Here is a 19,168-nt window from a genome sequence, read left to right on the forward strand (position 1 = left end):
AACTATGTTGTTGTTATAGCATATTTTCGAAAATCAAACGACTAAATATCATGGCCACGGGTAGCGGCATTATTGCAAAACTATGGCGTTTCGCTTTACGCCTTTATCTCTTAATATAAATGACTCAAAGTAACCGCAAATTTCATTTGCATCAGACTGTAATTATTAACATTTTCGCTGTGGGCGAGATACTTTCGTTTGCGTCGCCAAAAGAAAGTATCCAAAGAAAATGCGACCCCACTTCCGCTCGAAAGCCCGGCTGCTCATGCGTTGCCCAAGGCGAAAACGTAACTCGCGCTATGCTTCGTCGCCGCACTCAAACACCCGTTTTCTTAAAACCTTGGCCAACGATGATCAGTCGGCTCGCTCTAAGGAGAAGTTACTTAAGCTTCTGGGTAAGAGACAAGCGTCTTGTTAAGTGCCGCTATCTTGGGTAAAAGTGAGCTAATGGGCTTACCAGTAAAGCGGTTAACAGTATAAGGCCAAACAATAATGTGAAAGCTGAAACCTTTGATAATAACAACGCGATCCTGTCATCTGATTTTTTGTAAATAGTCGCTAAAGCAACTAATAAACAAATTGATACCACATAAGTAATCAGCGCCATTGAGCTTCCAATTGAAATCCCTTCCCCGTTGCTTCCATAAAACTTATAAAGGCTCCAAAGTGCACTGGTTACACGCTCTGCTACTGCATATAACTGGTAAAAGCCGATCAGTAAGATCAGCAGAGCTAAAGAACGAAAGAGTAATTTCATGGCCATATGTACATTATTTTGCAGGAGAAACCTGTAATAAGATGATAGTAGTTAACTTTTTCGCCGTTGGCGAGATACTTTCTTTTGCGTCGCCAAAAGAAAGTATCCAAAGAAAATGCGACCCCACTTCCGCTCGAAAGCCCAACTGCTCATGCGCTGTCCAAGGCGAAAACGTAACTCGCGCGGCGCTACCGTCGCCGCACTCAAACACCCGTTTTCTTAAAACCTTGGCCAACGATGATCAGTCGGCTCGCTGCAAGGGGAGAATGATTATCCCAAAGCAAAAATCTAGGTTCGGAGTAAAGCGAGTTAATAGCGAAGTAAACTTTGGCTGGAGACGTCTTTTTCAGGGATGAAAAAGAGGAGCGTACAGGGAGGTATTTACCGCGTGCTCCAGCCGAAGCTTTACGCAGCGTTTAACGTTTTCGCCGTTGGCGAGATACTTTCTTTTGCGTCGCCAAAAGAAAGTATCCAAAGAAAATGCGACCCCACTTCCGCTCGAAAGCCCGGCTGCTCATGCGTTGCCCAAGGCGAAAACGTAACTCGCGCTATGCTTCGTCGCCGCACTCAAACACCCGTTTTCTTAAAACCTTGGTCAACGATGATCAGTCGGCTCGCTGCAAGGGGGGAATGATTATCCCAAAGAAAAGATCTAGGTTCGGAGTAGAGCGAGTTAATAGCGAAGTAAACTTTGGCTGGAGACGTCTTTTTCAGGGATGAAAAAGAGGAGCGTACAGGGAGGTATTTATCGCGTGCTCCAGCCGAAGCTTTACGGAGCGTTTAACGTTTTCGCCCTTGGCGAGATACTTTCTTTTGCGTCGCCAAAAGAAAGTATCCAAAGAAAATGCGACCCAACTTCCGCTCGAAAGCCCGGCTGCTCATGCGCTGTCCAAGGCGAAAACGTAACTCGCGCGGCGCTACCGTCGCCGCACTCAAACACCCGTTTTCTTAAAACCTTGGCCAACGATGAACAGTCGGCTCGCTCTAAGGGGAGCTCATATTCTAAGCAGTATTCCCTTAGTTGAGCAGTTTGTATCAATTGCAACAGTGAGATTATCAGCATCATTTTTGCTGTAGTGGCAAATCATGTTGAACGAGTTGACAGCGAAGTAAACTTTGGCTGGAGACGTCTTTTTCAGGGATGAAAAAGAGGAGCGTACAGGGAGGTATTTACCGCGTGCTCCAGCCGAAGCTTTACGCAGCGTTTAACGTTTTCGCCGTTGGCGAGATACTTTCTTTTGCGTCGCCAAAAGAAAGTATCCAAAGAAAATGCGACCCCACTTCCGCTCGAAAGCCCGGCTGCTCATGCGTTGCCCAAGGCGAAAACGTAACTCGCGCGGCGCTACCGTCGCCGCACTCAAACACCCGTTTTCTTAAAACCTTGGTCAACGATGATCAGTCGGCTCGCTCTAAGGGGGACTAAAATCTGGAGGAAGCTTTTTTTCACAAGCTTCGGGGGCAGATACCAAGATTCTATTCTACAAGAAAAACCTGTAATAAGATGATAGTACTTAACTTTTTCGCTGTTGCCGTTTAGCTTGAGTAAGGGGTTAGGTGTTTTTGTTTTCGTTGTACCGGGCGTTTATCTTCTCGATAGAGTTGATGACTAGCTGCTCCAGCACAGTTGTATCTAGATCAGAAAGGCGCTTGAAGTATAAACAGGATTTGGTCATACGGTGCTGGCCAAGCTTACAGAGCAGTGAGGCATGGGTTGTATCTTCGCAGCTTAAATAGACAACAAGTTCTCGCCCTCTGATAGCGAATCCGGTTAAACACATTTCTCCCGTTCTGCCACTCTCGTATTTGTACTTGTATGAGCCATAGCCGACGATGCTCGGGCCCCACATCTTCGGTGGTTGCCCTGTAATTTTCTTAAACATCGCCATTAGGGTTTCACAGTCTGTCTTTTGGCTGTCGTTAGCGCGTGTGGATATGTAGTCCGCGACACTGGCGTGAGTTGCCTTTGTCTTAAGTTCAGCCATTTTATCGTTCCTCAGAGAATTTTTTGTAGCACCTCACGCCCAAAATTAACGCGCTGCGGGTTGGTGTTCGACAACCATTGAGAGCTGGTTATGTTTTGCTATCAACTGAACTCACGTATTTGAATATGATTACCATCTGAGTCTGCTATGTTACATACCTTAAATATTGGATTAGACCATACACCTGCAAATGACTGACCGCCTAGCTGCTCGGCTTTCAATTTAGTGGCATTGAGATCATCAACTGCCATAAACAGCTTAATTGAATTGAAATCTGGTGTAGGCATTGTAGTTAGTGGAACATGGATAACGATATTAAAGCCGTCTTTAACCAGACTAACGAGCTCTGACGTTTCCCGTGTCACGTTCATCGAAAACAACTCAGTATAAAATTTAGCAAGCGAATGAATATTATTAGAATATATTAAAGCGCCGTTTTTTGCCGGTCCGTTCATTTCTATTCCTGATTACGCAAATGATGCAATAAATTATAACGCTTAAATCAGCCGCCGTTTAGGATGGCTGCATTCACTGATTAGGCGGTAGTGCTTCAACGGACAAAAGAACATCTCGAACGATTGCTTCCCGTTTGTAAAGATCCTGCCATCGATTGGGAGTGTCTATATTAAGTGCAAAAAAAACTGCTCCAGATGGCCATTCTACCCACCCGACCCACCAGCCGTAACGACCTTCCCATCCTGTCTTTGCTCGTAATATCCAATCCTTTCCAGCCTCAACTATCATAATATCCTTTAAAAGAAGTTGATGCTCTAACTTGAACGGAAGCTCATTGTGATACAGTTTTTTCAAAAACGTTACTTGCTCTGTCGCCGATATGGCGAGCTTTCCATCGACCCAGTATGCCCCACCGGCTGTGCTGGGATCCCTATTTCCATAATCGATTCTTTTTAGATAGCGCTTTGCATTTTTCTCACCCAGCGCCTTCGCAAAACGCTCATACACCCAAAGTGCAGAATGCCGCATAGCAGAACGCAAATTCTGATCCTGATTATGAGGTTCGTAGTCTCTTTTAACGCCATCCCATGGAAACACCTGAAATGCGTCCTTAACTATCCCGGCATCTAACGCAAAAAGGGTATGAGGGATTTTGTAGGTGGATGCGGGTGAGTAGCGCTGATTCGCTCGTGCTCTATCATAAACACTGACTTTTTCGGTTGAACCACGACCGTCAACGATAAGAATAGTGCCGGTTGCTTGATGCTTATCGAAGAATGATTGCCATTCAGGCTTGTCAGAAATTTTCTCCTGAGTGAAAACGTCAGGACTAAAAATTACGAAAGGTAACAAAAAAATAAAAAATTTAATATTCACTATGCATCCAAGTGAGCCATACGCCTTGATTAGAAAAAACATGTTGGCTAAATTGCAGCGGCGCGAAACCAAGCCAACGTAAATTTGCGCACTTTAAACCGCGAGTTAGAAATACCCTAAGACCAAGCCGGAGGCCAGCCAAATAGTAATATACTTGCAAAAAACAAAGGGACTGAAATAGCCGTTAAAAAGTAACCATATATCATCGGTGAGCGATAAAGGTCACAAAATTTAATACCGGAGCTTGAATTGGATTCTTTATATAGTTTCTGTATTAAATACTTAGTGGTTGGCCAAGCTTTTACAAGATCACCATTGCTCATAATGGTCGGGGTACCAGCGTGCTTCCATTGTTCAGGATGGTGCTTTTTCAACTTGATTAAAAACGTCCACTGTATAGCACTACCGATAACCAGCATTCCTAGAAAGTAAATTATTGCTAAAGCGGTTGGGTGTGTTATCGACTCCATTTTGTACTCCTCAGCGCCAAATTCAGCGCAGAAAACTTAGCCGCGGTTTAACATCGCAGCTAGCCATAAAGCTGGCTTGTTATTACTGATCTTGTTGCAACTTACTGAATTCACGCTTTATAAAAAACCACATGAATAATCCCCAAAATAACCCACCAATTGGAAACAACACAAGAGCGAGAAATATACTTTCGTTAAAAGGTATGCTGCCTATAAAATGCATGATGGCTGACCAGAGAATAGCTGTTGGCACTCCCCAACCAAGCACACCGTGCTTTAAAACGTAAGACCATTTACCTTTTTTAACCAAAGCCTTTAGCTTTTCTGATTGGTGTTGGTGCATAAACTTAACCATTCAAAGTTTTAACGCAGAGTTGAGGGGCGTGCCGCTTTTGGCGCGTCCCTCTCGAACCTCATGTTAGACCTGTAATTCATCATATAGCTCCTTGCTGTAACGACCTACGAAGAGTTGTTCTCAACACTCTAAATAGTCGATAGCGCGAAGTCGGGTGAAGTAAATTTTCCGTGAGGATCTCAGCCCGTTGGCTGAAAAGCCCAGTGACAGTTGCCGTGCCTTCCCTTAGTAGTTTGTAGGCGTCATATTTAGATAAAATAAAAAAATCCCCTTCATCATCGTGGCCTGCATTAAGTGCAAGATTTCGCTTTCGCTCAATCAGTCTTTTACGAAGTTCAGATACATCAATGGATAGTTGAGCTAGCCCGATGATTGTGGGGTTATAAAGCGGAAGCTCGATTCCAATTGACAATATCCTAATAAACCTTAAATCATCTTCAAGAAATGGCATTACGTCCTGAAGTGCTGAACTATTTCGTAACTGAAAAATTTCTTCGCACAGGGCCCGTTTAAATAATTTTTCAATTGGCGCCTGTTTGCCGATTTCGTGATCCGATACTTGCTCTTCACCGGTAATACTCCAAAGCCCGCTGTGATAGGCCATGCCTCCGGATCGTTTCATACACAGAATAGAGTCGTCGGCTGTACGGATTACATAGTGAAGACACAAGCTGGATGGGATGCGGTTGTCTTCAAGTACAACACTTCCAAATTTGGACTGCAATTGTGGTTGTTCCCGCAAAAGCTTTTTGGCAGTTTGAACCGTGAAATAGTTTGTTTCGTTGAGAACAAGTTCGAGTTGCGGAGACTCTTCGGTTACAAATGGAGCTGAAACAAGTGCGTACTTAGTACCGTTCGGAGGATCAAATTCATTTTTCCCTCCGGATAGTTCCAAAAGCTCTTTTGCATCAAACTCCCTGTCGTCAAGCTCAACGATAATTTCTGCTGGGCTCCAGCCTGCATCGGCTGCCCGAGTTGCTGTGTTTAAATTTGGGTGAGGGATGATCTCTACAAAATCGCCAACCACTAGGTGATTTTTATTAGATTTTTGAATTGCTGTAAGCGCTTCTTGACTGGGCTTCAAGAGCCCCATTATCTCCTCTTCTGAAATGGCTAATTGTTTCAAGGAGCGGCGCTGATCATAAAAGGCGAAACCAAATACAAAAACCATCAGCGCAAGCAAAATGACAGCTGCTTGAACGGCATATACGTTTGTTAATGCACCAAAGAACGCTCCTGTGACTAACGTTACCCGGGAGTCTTTTGCTGATTTTCTTAAAATGCCTATTAATTGTTTCATTACAAGATTGCCTGTGGTGTCTAACAGCTTATTCAACGGAAAATTTCATATTTAAACACGGACTTTTCCGTTTTTGTAAAATTCATGTTGCTGACATTACATCGGTTTTGAACTTTTCACAACACGTTATGGGTACAGAAGTTTTTATTATTCGTGATAAATACTGAAACACCCGCCTAACGAAGCGCGATGCTCTTTCGATATGACTTGACTGTAATGACAACCAATAATATTTAGTAAATGTCTTAGGGAGAAGACCAGTTTTGGCACAAACAAGCTATTCAGCTAAGCGAATACCGCTATGGCTTTTATTTCCCCTTAGAGCGAGCCGACTGATCATCGTTGACCAAGGTTTTAAGAAAACGGGTGTTTGAGTGCGGCGACGAAGCATAGCGCGAGTTACGTTTTCGCCTTGGACAGCGCATGAGCAGCCGGGCTTTCGAGCGGAAGTGGGGTCGCATTTTCTTTGGATACTTTATTTTGGCGACGCAAAAGAAAGTATCTCGCCAACGGCGAAAACGTTTAGCTAATTAACAATATAGGCCTTGAGAGCTCGGTATCTGACCCCGAAGCTACTTTTTATTTGCAGGTAGCTGATTATTACTGGCCTGCATGGTGATTAATTCATTCACAGAAACAAAGCGATAACCTTTCGCCAGCAGCCCTTCAATAATGAGCGGCAGAGCCTCGCGCGAACTTTGCCGACTTTGGTACATCACATGTAACAGGATAATACTACCGGGGCGGGCCTTGGCTATCACCGCTGCCGCCATCACTTGGGGATCCGCTACCAGCTTTGGCTCGGACTCTGGCTCTAAATCCCACATAATGGTTTTACGCTGCTGCTGGTTAAGATACCGGGGCAGGCTAAACAGCTTTTTGCCGTAAGGTGGTCGAAACAGGATCTCGTCAGTAAAACCCGCCTGCCGGATTTGCTGATCGGTGCGCTCCAGTTCTGACGCTACGGTTGCCGATGATACCAGCAGCATGCGCTTGTGGGTGTAGCTATGATTGCCTAACTGATGCCCGGCCTGCACCAACAAACGGCCTTGCTCCGGATGGCGCGCGAGCTCATGGCCTGTGACAAAAAAAGTGGCCGGCACCTGATAGCGTGCCAGCAGTTCAACTACCTCGGCGGTATAACGCTCTGAGGGGCCATCGTCAAAAGTGAGGGCAATTAACGGCTGTTCTATTTCCACCCGGGCGATCAGCTCGCCAAACAGCTGATACTGCCGTGAGGACGCCAGTTGATACAGGCCGAGCAACAGCAGTAAGAACAGGGATACAGTTGTAACAGCAGCGGTGCGTCTTTGCATTGAACGTCCTTGTGCAATAAAGCTTAGTTATCAGTGTGATACTTCTGAACTGAACTGCCAATTAATGTTGAAAATTTATTCTGTCAGTAACGGGTGCGACTCGATAAAGCTCGGTATCTGACCCCGAAGCTACCAAACAAGCTATTCAGCTAAGTAAATACCGCTTTGGTGGCTTTTATTCCCCCTTAGAGCGAGCCGACTGATCATCGTTGACCAAGGTTTTAAGAAAACGGGTGTTTGAGTGCGGCGACGAAGCATAGCGCGAGTTACGTTTTCGCCTTGGACAACGCATGAGCAGCCGGGCTTTCGAGCGGAAGTGGGGTCGCATTTTCTTTGGATACTTTCTTTTGGCGACGCAAAAGAAAGTATCTCGCCAACGGCGAAAACGTTTAGCTAAATAACAATATAGGCCTTAAATGACAAACCACTCAGTGTTGCCACTAGGCGGGTTTCTTCGTATTGGAAGGGTGTTTTGGGGCTAAAGACTAAACGTCCTCGATTTTATCCCCCTTAGAGCGAGCCAGCTGATCATCGTTGACCAAGGTTTTAAGAAAACGGGTGTTTGAGTGCGGCGACGAAGCATAGCGCGAGTTACGTTTTCGCCTTGGACAACGCATGAGCAGCCGGGCTTTCGAGCGGAAGTGGGGTCGCATTTTCTTTGGATACTTTCTTTTGGCGACGCAAAAGAAAGTATCTCGCCAACGGCGAAAACGTTTAGCTAATTAACAATATAGGCCTTAAATGACAAACCACTCAGTGTTACCACTAGGCGGTTTTTTTCTTATATGGAAGCGTGTTCTGGGGCCAAAGACTAAACGTCCTCGATTTTATCCCCCTTAGAGCGAGCCGACTGATCATCGTTGACCAAGGTTTTAAGAAAACGGGTGTTTGAGTGCGGCGACGGTAGCGCCGCGCGAGTTACGTTTTCGCCTTGGACAACGCATGAGCAGCCGGGCTTTCGAGCGGAAGTGGGGTCGCATTTTCTTTGGATACTTTCTTTTGGCGACGCAAAAGAAAGTATCTCACCGCAAGGTGAAATGCTGACTTACAGCCATAATTGCCGCCTGCGTCAGTTTGCATCACGTCAGAATGAAAAAACCCGCTAAGGCGAAAGCCGTAGCGGGTTCTTCGTATATGGTGGACGCAGGAGGATAACAGGCGGCTATCCTGCCGCCTGCCCTGCGGGTCGCACTAAAGTGCGCACCAACTTATTCCCGATAAGTTGGTCGAACCTAACGGAGCTTCTCACCCGCCTGCGTCAGTTTAATTTAGGCTTAAATGTAAAAAACCCGCTTAGTGTTGCCACTAGGCGGGTTCTTCGTATATGGTGGACGCAGGAGGATTCGAACCTCCGACCGCTCGGTTCGTAGCCGAGTACTCTATCCAGCTGAGCTATGCGTCCAGGGTGAAGCGTTTGTCTACATAATGATTAAAGTACTGTGTAAGGTACTGCCCAATTTAAGATGGTGGACGCAGGAGGATTCGAACCTCCGACCGCTCGGTTCGTAGCCGAGTACTCTATCCAGCTGAGCTATGCGTCCATCTTAAAAATGGCGGAGAAAGAGGGATTCGAACCCTCGATAGAGTTTCCCCTATACACCCTTAGCAGGGGTGCGCCTTCAGCCACTCGGCCATTTCTCCACTCTGTGTTGCGGCGTGTATATTAATGTCTCAGGAAAATATGTCAAACAATTTTTGGAGCAGATCAGTGTGTTTGCCGACCTTTTAAACAATTTGCTGGTTATTTAAGTCATCTTACAAGACAGAGTAAATAACCGGCTCTCGTTTAGGGTGTTTTGTACGCTTACTCAGTCTCGCTAAAATTGCCACCGTTGGTGTCTTTTTCAGCTTGAATACGCATATAAATTTCTTCACGGTGTACAGAAATATCTTTTGGTGCATTAACACCAATCCGTACTTGATTACCTTTAACGCCTAATACAGTTACGGTAACTTCATCACCGATCATTAGGGTCTCGCCTACACGACGTGTCAGTATTAGCATTCTTTTGCTCCTTTGCCTGTCTATAGCAGTATTTGTTACTACTGCTTACTTTGCCGGTATGATAACCCAGCATTGTTCCTTTTAAAACGCTTCAATCAGCTTCATTATAGCTAAGCGGCATTAAAGCCGCTCTTTTATATACGAAAAAGCTAATTCTAAAACTTTTGGTAAGTTTTCAACGTCAGTTGCGCCCGCTTGTGCCATATCTGGCCGGCCACCCCCTTTGCCACCTAATTGGTTAGCAGCCCATGCGACTAACTGCCCAGCATGCACTTTGGCGGTTAAATCCGCAGTGACCCCAGCAATTAAACTCACTTTACCCTCTTGCGAACTGGCTAATAAAATCACGGTCGAGCCGAGTTTATTTTTCAATTCGTCTAACAAGGTACGCAAGGCTTTGCCATCTGTATCAGGTAATTGTTGAATAAGTACTTGTACACCGTTTAATTGCTGCACGTTATCGGTTAACGATGCGCCAGCATAACTGGCCAGTTTACCCTTTAACTGCTCAATTTCTTTCTCAAGCGACTTAGCGCGGTCTAAGCTTTGCTGCACCCGCTCGGTTAAACTAAAAGTATCACCTTTTAGTAAAGCCGCCGCTTGCTGTGCTTGCGCTTCTAATTGCTGAATGTAGCTAATGGCCGCTGCGGCGCAAACCGCTTCAATACGCCGAACTCCCGAAGCAATACCGCCTTCACTGACAATTTTGAAGACACCAATATCACCTGTTCTGTTGACATGGGTACCACCACAAAGTTCGATAGAAAAATCACCCATGCTTAACACACGGACTTCTTCATCATACTTTTCACCGAATAACGCCATCGCGCCGGCGGTTTTCGCATCATCAATCGACATAATGCGCGTTTGTAAGGCTACGTTTAATTGGATCTGCTGATTGACCAGCTGTTCAATCTGCTGCAACTCGGCGGCTTTCACCCCTTCAAAGTGTGAGAAGTCAAAGCGTAAGCGCTCTGGCCCCACTAAGGAGCCTTTTTGCGTGACATGCTCACCGAGCACTTGGCGTAACGCTGCATGTAATAAGTGCGTTGCTGAGTGATTTTTGCGGATCGCATCGCGCCGCGCGGCATCAATGTTGGCATCTAAACGCATACCCACTTGCAGCGCCTGCTCGGCTTTACCTTGGTGGGCAAAGGCTTTACCAATTTTAACGGTATCTTGTACCGAAAAAAGTACACCTGCACTGTTATTTAAGGTACCGGTATCACCCACTTGGCCGCCCGACTCCGCATAAAAAGGGCTGCTATCTAAAATCACTAACCCGCTATCACCCGCGGCTAATTGCGGCACGCTTTGGCCATCTTTTAAAATTTCAACGACCACTGCACTGCCCGCTTCTGCGGTATAACCGGTAAATTCAGTCTGCTGGTTGGAGCTCACTTGTTGATTGTAGTCCACACCAAAGTTGCTGGCTTGCTGTGCACGTTTACGTTGCTCGGCCATTGCGCTATCAAAGCCCGCTTGGTCAATCGTTAAGTTACGCTCACGTGCTACATCGTTGGTTAAATCGACGGGGAAACCATAGGTATCATATAACTTAAACACCAGCGAACCGGGAATTTCGCTGCTGGTTAACGCCGCCAATTCGTCGTCTAAGATCTGTAAACCACGCTCTAGGGTTTTACCAAACTGCTCTTCTTCCAAGCGTAACGCTTTTTCGATGATGGCTTGTTTCGTTAGCAACTCGGGGTAAGCTTCACCCATCTGCGCCGCTAATGCGGCCACTAATTTGTAGAAAAACGCGCCTTTCGCACCTAATTTATTACCATGGCGCACCGCACGACGAATAATCCGGCGTAGCACATAACCGCGGCCTTCGTTCGATGGCATCACGCCATCAATAATTAAGAACGCACAACTACGAATGTGGTCGGCAATCACCCGCAACGACTTATCCGATAAATCGCTCGCGCCAGTAACCGCTGCAGCCGCGTTAATTAACGAAACAAAGGTATCCGTTTCATAGTTGCTGTGAACGTGTTGCAAAATAGCGGAGATACGTTCTAAGCCCATACCGGTGTCCACACTGGGTTTTGGCAGTGGCTGCATTTCACCGCTGGCTAAGCGGTTAAACTGCATAAAAACGATATTCCAAATTTCAATAAAACGATCGCCATCTTCTTCCGGTGAGCCTGGTGGGCCACCCCAAATATCTTCACCGTGATCGTAGAAAATTTCAGTACAAGGACCGCATGGGCCAGTATCACCCATTGCCCAGAAGTTATCTGAAGCGTATGGCGCGCCTTTGTTATCACCAATGCGGATAATCCGATCAGCTGGCACACCAATATCGTTAAGCCACAGATCATAGGCTTCATCATCGGTTGCATAAATGGTGACTAATAATTTGCTCTTCGGCAGTTGCACCACTTCGGTTAAAAACTCCCAAGCATATCGAATGGCGTCTTGCTTAAAGTAATCACCAAAACTGAAATTACCGAGCATTTCAAAAAAGGTATGATGACGTGCGGTATAACCGACGTTTTCTAAATCGTTGTGCTTACCCCCCGCCCTGACACAGCGCTGAGACGAAACCGCGCGCGTGTAGTTACGTTGGTCTTGGCCTAAGAATACATCTTTAAACTGAACCATACCCGCATTGGTAAATAACAAGGTGGCATCGTTACCTGGGATCAAGGAACTACTCGACACAATGCTGTGGCCTTTGCTGGCGAAGAAATCTAAAAAGGCTTGCCGTACTGCGGCAGATGTCATACTCATGAAAAATCCTGTTCAGTTGTTCGGTTAATCATTCTGGTCAAAGACCGCCCGGATTTGCTCGCTACTAAAGCCGCGACGCTGCAAAAAAGCCATACGTTTTGCTTTGTCTTTATAATCAACAATGGCTTTTTCACCAAATTTCTTTTGATAGGCTTGGCGGGCGAGATCCCACCAGTCTATTTCTTCTGCGGCAATCGCCGTAGCGAGTTGCTGCTCGGTCAATTTGTGTTGACGACACTCTTGCAAAATATAGCGGTAACCATAGCCTTGGCGGCAGCGGTTACGCAATATCATTAATAAAAAACGATCTTCATTCAGGTAGTTTTCACTACTGCACCAATCGAGCACTACCGCTAATTCTTCGGCTGTGGCGCCCTTTTGCTGTAATTTAACAGAAAGCGCGGCCCGACTGTAATCTCGCCGACTTAAATAATTCAGTGCCGCTTGGCGTAATTCCCGCTGTCTATCTGCCGTCACACTTCTAATACGCCATCTTGTTGTGATTTAACTTGCAGCGCAAACAGCTCATTAAATGACAAGAAAAAAGCAATATGTAACACCGGCATCACCACGATTAAGCCTAGGAAAAAGGTCGGAACCGTTAAGATAATCAGTAGCAAACTTAATAAACCAAAACTCACTAGGGCCGGAATGTTACGCCAGCAAGCAATAAAACTGGCTTGTAATATGGTAAAAATGCGCTGTTCTTTTAAAAAATAAGCAATCGCCACGGCATAAGCAAACAGCATAGCGGTGATCAGGGTGGCAATTAATAACAAAAGTAAAGACCAGCTATAGCCCGCAGCGCCATCAGGGGATTCTTGTGCTAATTGCATGGTGGCAAATACATCAACGCGAAATTGCGCTAACGGAATAGAAATTAAAAAGTTAAGCGCGGCAATCACTAATAAAATGCGCCGAGTGGCGGGTTCCTTAAAGGGTTGGAATAACCAGTCGATACTGATTTTTTGTTGTTGCTGCACACCTAACACCGCGCGGTAAAAACCGGCTGTAATAAAGGGGCTGGCTAACACCGCAATAATCAGGGTGATCTCGTGCAAACTTGCCAATACGCTTAACGCGAGGGTCAGTAAAATCATCTGCACAAAAACGATGGGATATTGCTTAAAAATGCCCCAGGCGTTTTTTAACCACGCTATCGAGGCAGCTGCGCTGACTCTGCGGATAATTAACTTTATTTGAAACGGCTTTTCCACAGGCTCTCCAAAACAACACCGCTACACCAACACTGGTGTAGCGGGAGTATGATACTGCAAAAGCCGATTAATTAAGAGACTGAATACCGGAAAAACTTCAGCTTAGCTTGCCAGATTAGCCTAAAGTTTAACGGATATTCGGGCCTAACCACATTTCTGCCGTTGCAAGGTCCCAGTCTTTGCGCTGCGCATAATCCGCTACCTGTTCGGCATCAATTTTACTCACCGCAAAATATTTACTATCCGGATGCGCAAAGTACCAACCACTCACCGCCGCCCCCGGCCACATGGCGTAGCTTTCCGTTAATTTCATGCCGATTTGCGCTTCCACATCCAGCAACTGAAACAGCGTGCCTTTTTCGGTGTGCTCTGGGCAGGCCGGATAACCCGGTGCGGGTCGGATCCCTTGGTATAATTCACGAATTAACTGTTCATTATCCAAAGTTTCATCGGCAGCATAGCCCCAATACTGGCGGCGTACTTGCATATGTAAATACTCGGCTAAGGCTTCTGCCAGTCGATCGGCCAAGGCTTTGACCATGATGCTGTTGTAATCGTCATGCACTTTGACAAATTCAGCAGCAAACTCATCGGCACCAAAACCGGAGGTAACCGCAAAGGCGCCAACATAATCGGCAATACCAGAGCCGACGGGGGCAATAAAGTCACTTAAACAGCAGTTTGGGGCATTGTTACGCAGGGCTAATTGCTGCCGCAAACCGTGTAAACGGCAGCGCTCAGTTTGCCGACTGTCGTCGGTATAAATAATAATGTCGTCGCCGTCACTATTGGCCGGAAAAAAACCAAAGGCGGCTTTGCCAGCAATGCGTTTTTGCTGGATCATCTGATCCATCAAGGCATTGGCGTCTTGATACACTTTACGTGCTTCTAAGCCCACTTCGGGGTGATTTAAAATTGCCGGAAACTTGCCCGACAATTGCCACGTTAGAAAAAACGGTGTCCAATCAATATAGTCGCGTAATTGTTGTAAATCGACATCTTGCCAATAATGCACACCGGGCTGCACAGGGGCCGGTGCCACTTTGGTTAAATCGAGTTGAAACTTGTTGTCGCGTGCCGCGCTTAAACTGAGCATTTTCTCGCCCGGGCGACTACGCAGATGCTGCTCCACCGCGATACGATATTCTTCGGTTACACGCGCTAAATAAGGCGGTTTGGCGTCTGCACTGATTAACGATTGCACCACCGATACGCTACGAGAAGCATTCGGTACATACACCACGCCATGCTGGTAATGCGGTGCAATCTTCACTGCGGTATGCGCTTTAGAGGTGGTAGCGCCACCAATTAATAACGGAATAGTAAAACCTAAGCGCGTCATTTCTTTAGCCACATACACCATCTCATCAAGCGACGGAGTGATCAGGCCCGACAAACCAATCACATCGACATTACGTTCTTTGGCAACCCGTAAAATCTCTGCGCACGAGACCATCACGCCTAAATCAATCACTTCAAAGTTATTACATTGCAGCACCACGCCCACAATGTTTTTGCCAATGTCGTGCACATCGCCTTTTACCGTGGCTAACAAGATTTTACCTTGCGCTTGGCCACCCGCTTTGTCTTGTTCAATATATGGCTGCAAGTAGGCCACGGCTTTTTTCATAACCCGCGCCGATTTAACCACTTGGGGTAAAAACATCTTACCTTCACCGAACAAGTCACCCACCACGTTCATGCCGTCCATTAACGGCCCTTCAATCACGTGTAAGGGCTTTTCTGCTTGTTGCCGTGCTTCTTCAGTATCTAATTCAATAAAATCGGTAATGCCTTTAACTAGCGCGTGCTCTAAGCGTTTGCCCACTGGCAAGCTGCGCCAAGCATCATCGACTTTTTCAGCCACACTGCCATCGCCTTTAAACTGGGCTGCGACTTCCAATAAACGTTCGGTACCATCGTCGCGTCGATTTAAAATGACATCCTCTACCCGCTCACGCAGCAATAACGGAATATCATCATACACCGTTAACTGACCCGCATTAACGATACCCATATCCATACCTGCGGCAACCGCATGGTATAAAAATACCGAGTGAATGGCTTCGCGCACGGCGTCATTGCCACGAAACGAGAACGACACATTCGACACACCGCCAGAGATTTTAGCGTAAGGGCATAACCGTTTAATTTCACGCGTGGCTTCAATAAAGTCGACCGCGTAATTATTGTGCTCTTCAATACCGGTGGCGACCGCAAAAATATTCGGGTCAAAAATAATGTCTTCGGGTGGGAAGCCAACCTGCTCGGTCAAAATGTTATAAGCCCGTTGGCAAATTTCAACTTTGCGCTGCTGCGTATCCGCTTGGCCTTTTTCATCAAACGCCATCACTACCACGGCCGCACCGTAACGTCGCAATAAGCGTGCTTGCTGTAAGAAGGGCTGCTCACCTTCTTTTAATGAAATAGAGTTAACAACGGCTTTGCCTTGAATGCACTTTAAGGCCGCTTCGATCACTTCCCATTTAGACGAGTCAACCATGATCGGCACCCGAGAAATATCGGGTTCAGAAGCGAGCAAGGTTAAATAACGCACCATGGCGGCTTTGCTATCGAGCATCGCCTCGTCCATATTGATATCGATAATTTGCGCGCCATTTTCAACTTGCTGCCTTGCCACATCGAGCGCGGCTTCGTAATCGCCTTTTAAAATCAGTTTTTTAAAGCGTGCCGAACCGGTTACGTTGGTGCGCTCGCCAATATTGATAAATCGTGCTTGCTGTCGCATTACCACTCCACCGAAAAAGCTTCTAACCCAGCCAAATGAAAACTATGGTCGGGTGTTTTAGGTTGACGGGCCGGCAAACCTTGCACCGCTTGGCTGATTGCAGCGATATGTTCCGGCGTGGTGCCACAGCAACCGCCAACAATATTTAAGAAACCTTGCTGCGCCCAATCGGCAATTTCTGCCGCCATCTCGGTTGCGCCTAAATCATATTCGCCAAATTCATTGGGTAAACCGGCATTCGGGTGTACCGAGACAAAAGCCGAGGAAATACCAGACAGGGTTTCGACATAGGGCCGCAGTAAATCTGGGCCTAAGGCGCAGTTTAAACCAAAGCACACCGGCTCAACATGGGCTAACGAATGATAAAACGCTTCGGTAGTTTGCCCTGACAAGGTGCGACCCGAGGCGTCAGTAATGGTACCGGAGATCATCACCGGTAAACTATAACCGAGCTCGTCAAACACCTGTAATACAGCAAAAGCCGCCGCTTTTGCATTTAAGGTATCGAAAATGGTTTCAAGCATAATGATATCGGCACCGCCCTCAACCAATGCCAGCGTGGCTTCCATGTAGGCGATGACTAACTCATCAAAGCTAACATTACGATAGCCTGGATCATTGACATCAGGTGAAATTGACGCTGTACGGTTAGTGGGCCCTAACACACCGGCGACATAACGCGGTTTATGCGGTTCAGTTGCTAAAAATTCGTCACACACTTGGCGTGCTAAGGCTGCTGCTTCGCGATTAATCCGCGCGGCTAAGTGCGACATGTGATAATCGGCCATCGCGATGGTAGTGGCATTAAAGGTATTCGTTTCAATAATGTCAGCGCCCGCTTGCAAATACTGCCGATGAATATCGGCAATTAACGCCGGTTGCGTTAGCACGAGTAAATCATTGTTGCCTTTTAAATCAGAGGCCCAATCGGCAAATTCGCTGCCACGATAGTCTGCTTCATCCAAAGTGCGCTGCTGGATCATGGTGCCCATGGCGCCATCCAGAATGAAAATGCGTTGCTGTAGCTGCGCTCGTAGGGCAGCGGGTGTCAATTTGCTTCGATTCATTTAACTGTTCTGCCCAATTTGGTTAATATCAAAAGGCGTGGCTTGGTAAACATAGTAGTTTAACCAGTTACTGAATAATAAAAAGGCATGCGCCTGCCATAGCTTCTGTGGCCCTTGTAACGGGTCGTTATTACGATAGTAATTCTCGGGTAATAAGGCACTGACGCCCGCAGCTAGGTCGCGTTTATACTCTTCATCCAGGGTAGTAAGATCATATTCTGGATGGCCTGTAACAAAGATCCGGTTACCCCGACTGTTCTGTAACAAGTAAGCCCCAGTGGCATCAGCTTCAGCCAAAATATGTAAGTCGGCATGCTGCTGATACTTTTGGATTGGCACTTGCGCATAACGTGAATGCGGCACTAAAAATTGATCGTCAAAGCCACGCACTAAGGGGCTTAAAGGCTGCTTCACGTCTTGCCAATACACCCCTGATAACTTCTCACCGCGGATCTCACGTTGTAAGCCATAATAATGATACAAGGCTGCATGCGCTGCCCAACACAAAAATAAGGTGGAGGTCACATGGGTATCGGCCCAACGTAAAATCTCGCCAAACTGCTGCCAATAGGTAACATCTTCATAGTTAACAAGGCCTAAAGGCGCCCCGGTAATAATTAAACCATCGTAGTTTTGATCTTGCACATCAGAGAAATAACGATAAAAACAATTGAGATGGCTTTCCGAGGTGTGTTTACTCACATGATCATCAATGCGCAATAACTCGATATCTAATTGTAGCGGGCTATTGGCCAATAAACGCAATAATTGGATTTCAGTAACAATTTTATTCGGCATCAAATTGAGGATGGCGATCCGTAATGGCCGAATGTCCTGCGAAGCAGCGCGGCTTTCTGTCATCACAAATACGTTTTCTGCTGATAAAGCCTCTACCGCTGGCAACTGATCAATGACTTTTACTGGCATAAGCTACTCCGCTCACAGATTAATGGCTTACTGTGCTGAAAAAACACCACAATGTCAACTTCTATACGTTTAGATGGCTAAATATGCGACGATTCGTTGCTGTTCGAACTGCGGTTGGGTTATTAGTCTATTTCGGCATTGGCCGTATGACCCACTAATCAAGCTGTCACCTTGCGGTGAGATAATTTCTTTTGCATCGTTAAAAAAAGTATTCCAAGAAAATGCGATACCATTTTTGTGCATGCTCCAGCCGAAGTTTTAGGCAGCGTTTAACGTTTTCGCCGTTGGCGAGATACTTTCTTTTGCGTCGCCAAAAGAAAGTATCCAAAGAAAATGCGACCCCAATTTCGCTCGAAAGCCAGGCTGTTCATGCGCTGTCCAAGGCGAAAACGTAACTCTCGCTATGCTTCGTCGCCGCACTCAAACACCCGTTTTCTTAAAACCTTGGCCAACGATGATCAGTCGGCTCGCTTCAAAGGGGGAGTTAATATTCTTAGCGGTATTCGCTTGACTGAACAGCTTGCTGACGATTACGGTTTTTAATGTTTAGTTTCTGACCGTGAAGGATCGGATTGAAGCTTGGCAAGTTAACAGCGAAGTAAACTTTGGCTGGAGACGTCTTTTTCATGGATGAAAAAGAGGAGCGTACAGGGAGGTATTTACCGCGTGCTCCAGCCGAAGCTTTACGCAGCGTTTAACGTTTTCACCCTTGGCGGTATTCGCTTGACTGAACAGCTTGCTGACGATGACGGTTTTTAATGTTTAGTTTCTGACCATGAAGGATCGGATTGAAGCTTGGCAAGTTAACAGCGAAGTAAACTTTGGCTGGAGACGTCTTTTTCAGGGATGAAAAAGAGGAGCGTACAGGGAGGTATTTACCGCGTGCTCCAGCCGAAGCTTTACGCAGCGTTTAACGTTTTCACCCTTAACGGTATTCGCTTGACTGAAC

Annotated in this window: 13 protein-coding genes, 3 tRNA genes and 1 pseudogene; all 17 read right to left on the minus strand. The window is 46.3% G+C overall.

The genetic code is table 11. The features are described 5' to 3' along the window. Positions 1-424: 424 nt before the first annotated feature. Positions 425-757, minus strand: coding sequence for a hypothetical protein (locus L1N97_RS01985; RefSeq protein ID WP_236128678.1), 333 nt, complete (start codon positions 755-757; stop codon positions 425-427). A 1,550-nt stretch (positions 758-2,307) separates the two neighbouring features. Next, positions 2,308-2,739 (minus strand): DUF1801 domain-containing protein, encoded by a 432-nt coding sequence (locus L1N97_RS01990; protein WP_236128679.1) that lies wholly within the window; start codon positions 2,737-2,739, stop codon positions 2,308-2,310. 101 nt (positions 2,740-2,840) lie between these two features. Further along, on the minus strand, positions 2,841-3,194 hold the full coding sequence (locus L1N97_RS01995; protein WP_236128680.1) for a VOC family protein: 354 nt from the start codon (positions 3,192-3,194) through the stop codon (positions 2,841-2,843). Positions 3,195-3,267: 73 nt separating this feature from the next. Next, positions 3,268-4,065, minus strand: coding sequence for a class D beta-lactamase (blaOXA, locus tag L1N97_RS02000; protein ID WP_442967215.1), 798 nt, complete (start codon positions 4,063-4,065; stop codon positions 3,268-3,270). Between the two features lie 122 nt (positions 4,066-4,187). Next, positions 4,188-4,541 carry a hypothetical protein gene (locus tag L1N97_RS02005; protein ID WP_236128681.1) on the minus strand — a complete coding sequence of 118 codons (354 nt, stop codon included), beginning with the start codon at positions 4,539-4,541 and terminating at the stop codon, positions 4,188-4,190. A gap of 82 nt (positions 4,542-4,623) precedes the next feature. Then, complete coding sequence (locus L1N97_RS02010; RefSeq protein ID WP_236128682.1) at positions 4,624-4,884, minus strand: hypothetical protein; 261 nt, start codon at positions 4,882-4,884, stop codon at positions 4,624-4,626. A 91-nt stretch (positions 4,885-4,975) separates the two neighbouring features. Continuing rightward, positions 4,976-6,196 (minus strand): hypothetical protein, encoded by a 1,221-nt coding sequence (locus tag L1N97_RS02015; RefSeq protein WP_236128683.1) that lies wholly within the window; start codon positions 6,194-6,196, stop codon positions 4,976-4,978. Between the two features lie 572 nt (positions 6,197-6,768). Then, the gene (locus L1N97_RS02020; RefSeq protein WP_236128684.1) at positions 6,769-7,512 is read right to left on the minus strand and encodes a polysaccharide deacetylase family protein; all 744 of its coding nucleotides are present in this window, start codon (positions 7,510-7,512) and stop codon (positions 6,769-6,771) included. 1,325 nt (positions 7,513-8,837) lie between these two features. Then, a tRNA-Arg gene (locus tag L1N97_RS02025) sits at positions 8,838-8,914 on the minus strand. A gap of 62 nt (positions 8,915-8,976) precedes the next feature. Next, positions 8,977-9,053 (minus strand) — tRNA-Arg (locus L1N97_RS02030). A gap of 10 nt (positions 9,054-9,063) precedes the next feature. After that, a tRNA-Ser gene (locus L1N97_RS02035) sits at positions 9,064-9,153 on the minus strand. Positions 9,154-9,316: 163 nt separating this feature from the next. Beyond that, positions 9,317-9,517: a carbon storage regulator CsrA gene (gene csrA, locus L1N97_RS02040; protein ID WP_226749658.1), complete on the minus strand. Its 201-nt coding sequence runs from the start codon at positions 9,515-9,517 to the stop codon at positions 9,317-9,319. Positions 9,518-9,637: 120 nt separating this feature from the next. Continuing rightward, positions 9,638-12,253 carry an alanine--tRNA ligase gene (alaS, locus tag L1N97_RS02045; RefSeq protein WP_442967216.1) on the minus strand — a complete coding sequence of 872 codons (2,616 nt, stop codon included), beginning with the start codon at positions 12,251-12,253 and terminating at the stop codon, positions 9,638-9,640. A 30-nt stretch (positions 12,254-12,283) separates the two neighbouring features. Next, a complete protein-coding gene (locus tag L1N97_RS02050; RefSeq protein ID WP_229585426.1) occupies positions 12,284-12,736 on the minus strand; it encodes a regulatory protein RecX in 453 nt (150 codons plus the stop codon). Further along, positions 12,733-13,476: a hypothetical protein gene (locus tag L1N97_RS02055; protein ID WP_229585425.1), complete on the minus strand. Its 744-nt coding sequence runs from the start codon at positions 13,474-13,476 to the stop codon at positions 12,733-12,735. Before L1N97_RS02055 ends, L1N97_RS02050 begins: the two co-directional genes overlap by 4 nt. 127 nt (positions 13,477-13,603) lie before the next feature. Next, a pseudogene (gene metH, locus L1N97_RS02060) lies at positions 13,604-17,292 on the minus strand (methionine synthase). Then, positions 17,293-18,219, minus strand: a complete 927-nt coding sequence (locus L1N97_RS02065) for a homoserine O-succinyltransferase (protein WP_229585424.1) — start codon at positions 18,217-18,219, stop codon at positions 17,293-17,295. Positions 18,220-19,168: the final 949 nt, after the last annotated feature.

Origin of the sequence: Rheinheimera sp. UJ63, assembly GCF_021568285.1 — a bacterium.
GTDB lineage: Bacteria > Pseudomonadota > Gammaproteobacteria > Enterobacterales > Alteromonadaceae > Alishewanella > Alishewanella maricola.